Below are 1,696 nucleotides of genomic sequence, written 5' to 3' on the forward strand. Positions count from 1 at the left end.
CGATGCGGATGAAAAGTGGGTGATCCTATGCTGCCGAGAAAAGCATCGACGCGAGGTTCCAGCCGCCCGTACCCCAAACCGACTCAGGTGGTCAGGTAGAGAATACCGAGGAGATCGAGAGAATCGTGGTTAAGGAACTCGGCAAAATGCCCCCGTAACTTCGGGAGAAGGGGGGCCGGATACGTGAACACCCTCGCGGTGGGAAGCGTTGAAGGCCGCAGAGACCAGTGGGAAGCGACTGTTTACTAAAAACACAGGTCCGTGCCAAGTCGCAAGACGATGTATACGGACTGACGCCTGCCCGGTGCTGGAAGGTTAAGAGGACTGGTTAGCCGCAAGGCGAAGCTGAGAATTTAAGCCCCAGTAAACGGCGGTGGTAACTATAACCATCCTAAGGTAGCGAAATTCCTTGTCGGGTAAGTTCCGACCTGCACGAATGGCGTAACGACTTCCCAGCTGTCTCAACCGCGAACTCGGCGAAATTGCAGTACGAGTAAAGATGCTCGTTACGCGCAGAAGGACGGAAAGACCCCGTGACCTTTACTACAGCTTGGTATTGGTGTTCGGTGTGGCTTGTGTAGGATAGGTGGGAGACTGTGAAGCGGGCACGCTAGTGTTCGTGGAGTCATTGTTGAAATACCACTCTGGTCACTCTGGATATCTAACTTCGAACCGTGATCCGGTTCAGGGACAGTGCCTGGTGGGTAGTTTAACTGGGGCGGTTGCCTCCCAAAGAGTAACGGAGGCGCCCAAAGGTTCCCTCAACCTGGTTGGCAATCAGGTGGCGAGTGTAAGTGCACAAGGGAGCTTGACTGCGAGACTGACAGGTCGAGCAGGGACGAAAGTCGGGACTAGTGATCCGGCAGTGGCTTGTGGAAGCGCTGTCGCTCAACGGATAAAAGGTACCTCGGGGATAACAGGCTGATCTTGCCCAAGAGTCCATATCGACGGCATGGTTTGGCACCTCGATGTCGGCTCGTCGCATCCTGGGGCTGGAGTAGGTCCCAAGGGTTGGGCTGTTCGCCCATTAAAGCGGTACGCGAGCTGGGTTTAGAACGTCGTGAGACAGTTCGGTCCCTATCCTCTGCGCGCGCAGGAAATTTGAGAGGATCTGACCCTAGTACGAGAGGACCGGGTTGGACGAACCTCTGGTGTGCCAGTTGTTCCGCCAGGAGCACCGCTGGTTAGCTACGTTCGGGATGGATAACCGCTGAAAGCATCTAAGCGGGAAGCCGGCCTCGAGATGAGATTTCCATCCCCTTCGGGGGGAGAGGCTCCCAGCCAGACGACTGGGTTGATAGGCCAGATGTGGAAGCACCGCAAGGTGTGCAGCTGACTGGTACTAATACGCCGACAACTTGAAACCTCACTACACACACCATCGTTGTAAGGCAGCGGTGTGTGGCCTGATGACTCGCGTCCACTCTGTGGTTCCCTTCAGACGGAAACACACACAACACAACACAGAACCCCCCCCACCCCACCCCGCCCACCACGGACGGGACGGACACCAGGGGGGACACCGAGACCACCAACACCCCACCCCACGGGCGGGCACACCACGTTGGTTCTAGAGTTTCGGCGGCCATAGCGCGAGGGAAACGCCCGGACCCATTCCGAACCCGGAAGCTAAGACTCGCAGCGCCGATGGTACTGCAGGGGCGACCCTGTGGGAGAGTAGGACACCGCCGGACAT

2 rRNA genes are annotated in these 1,696 nt (G+C 57.3%); both read left to right on the forward strand.

Annotated elements, in window-relative coordinates:
* Window positions 1–1,367: ribosomal RNA gene (locus tag ABME01_RS15600) — 23S ribosomal RNA — on the forward strand; the annotation flags it as partial.
* Window positions 1,368–1,577: 210 nt separating this feature from the next.
* Window positions 1,578–1,694, forward strand: a 5S ribosomal RNA gene (gene rrf / locus ABME01_RS15605).
* The last annotated feature ends 2 nt before the right edge of the window (window positions 1,695–1,696 follow it).

This window comes from Agromyces litoreus (assembly GCF_040496015.1).
In the GTDB taxonomy this organism is placed as follows: domain Bacteria; phylum Actinomycetota; class Actinomycetes; order Actinomycetales; family Microbacteriaceae; genus Agromyces; species Agromyces litoreus.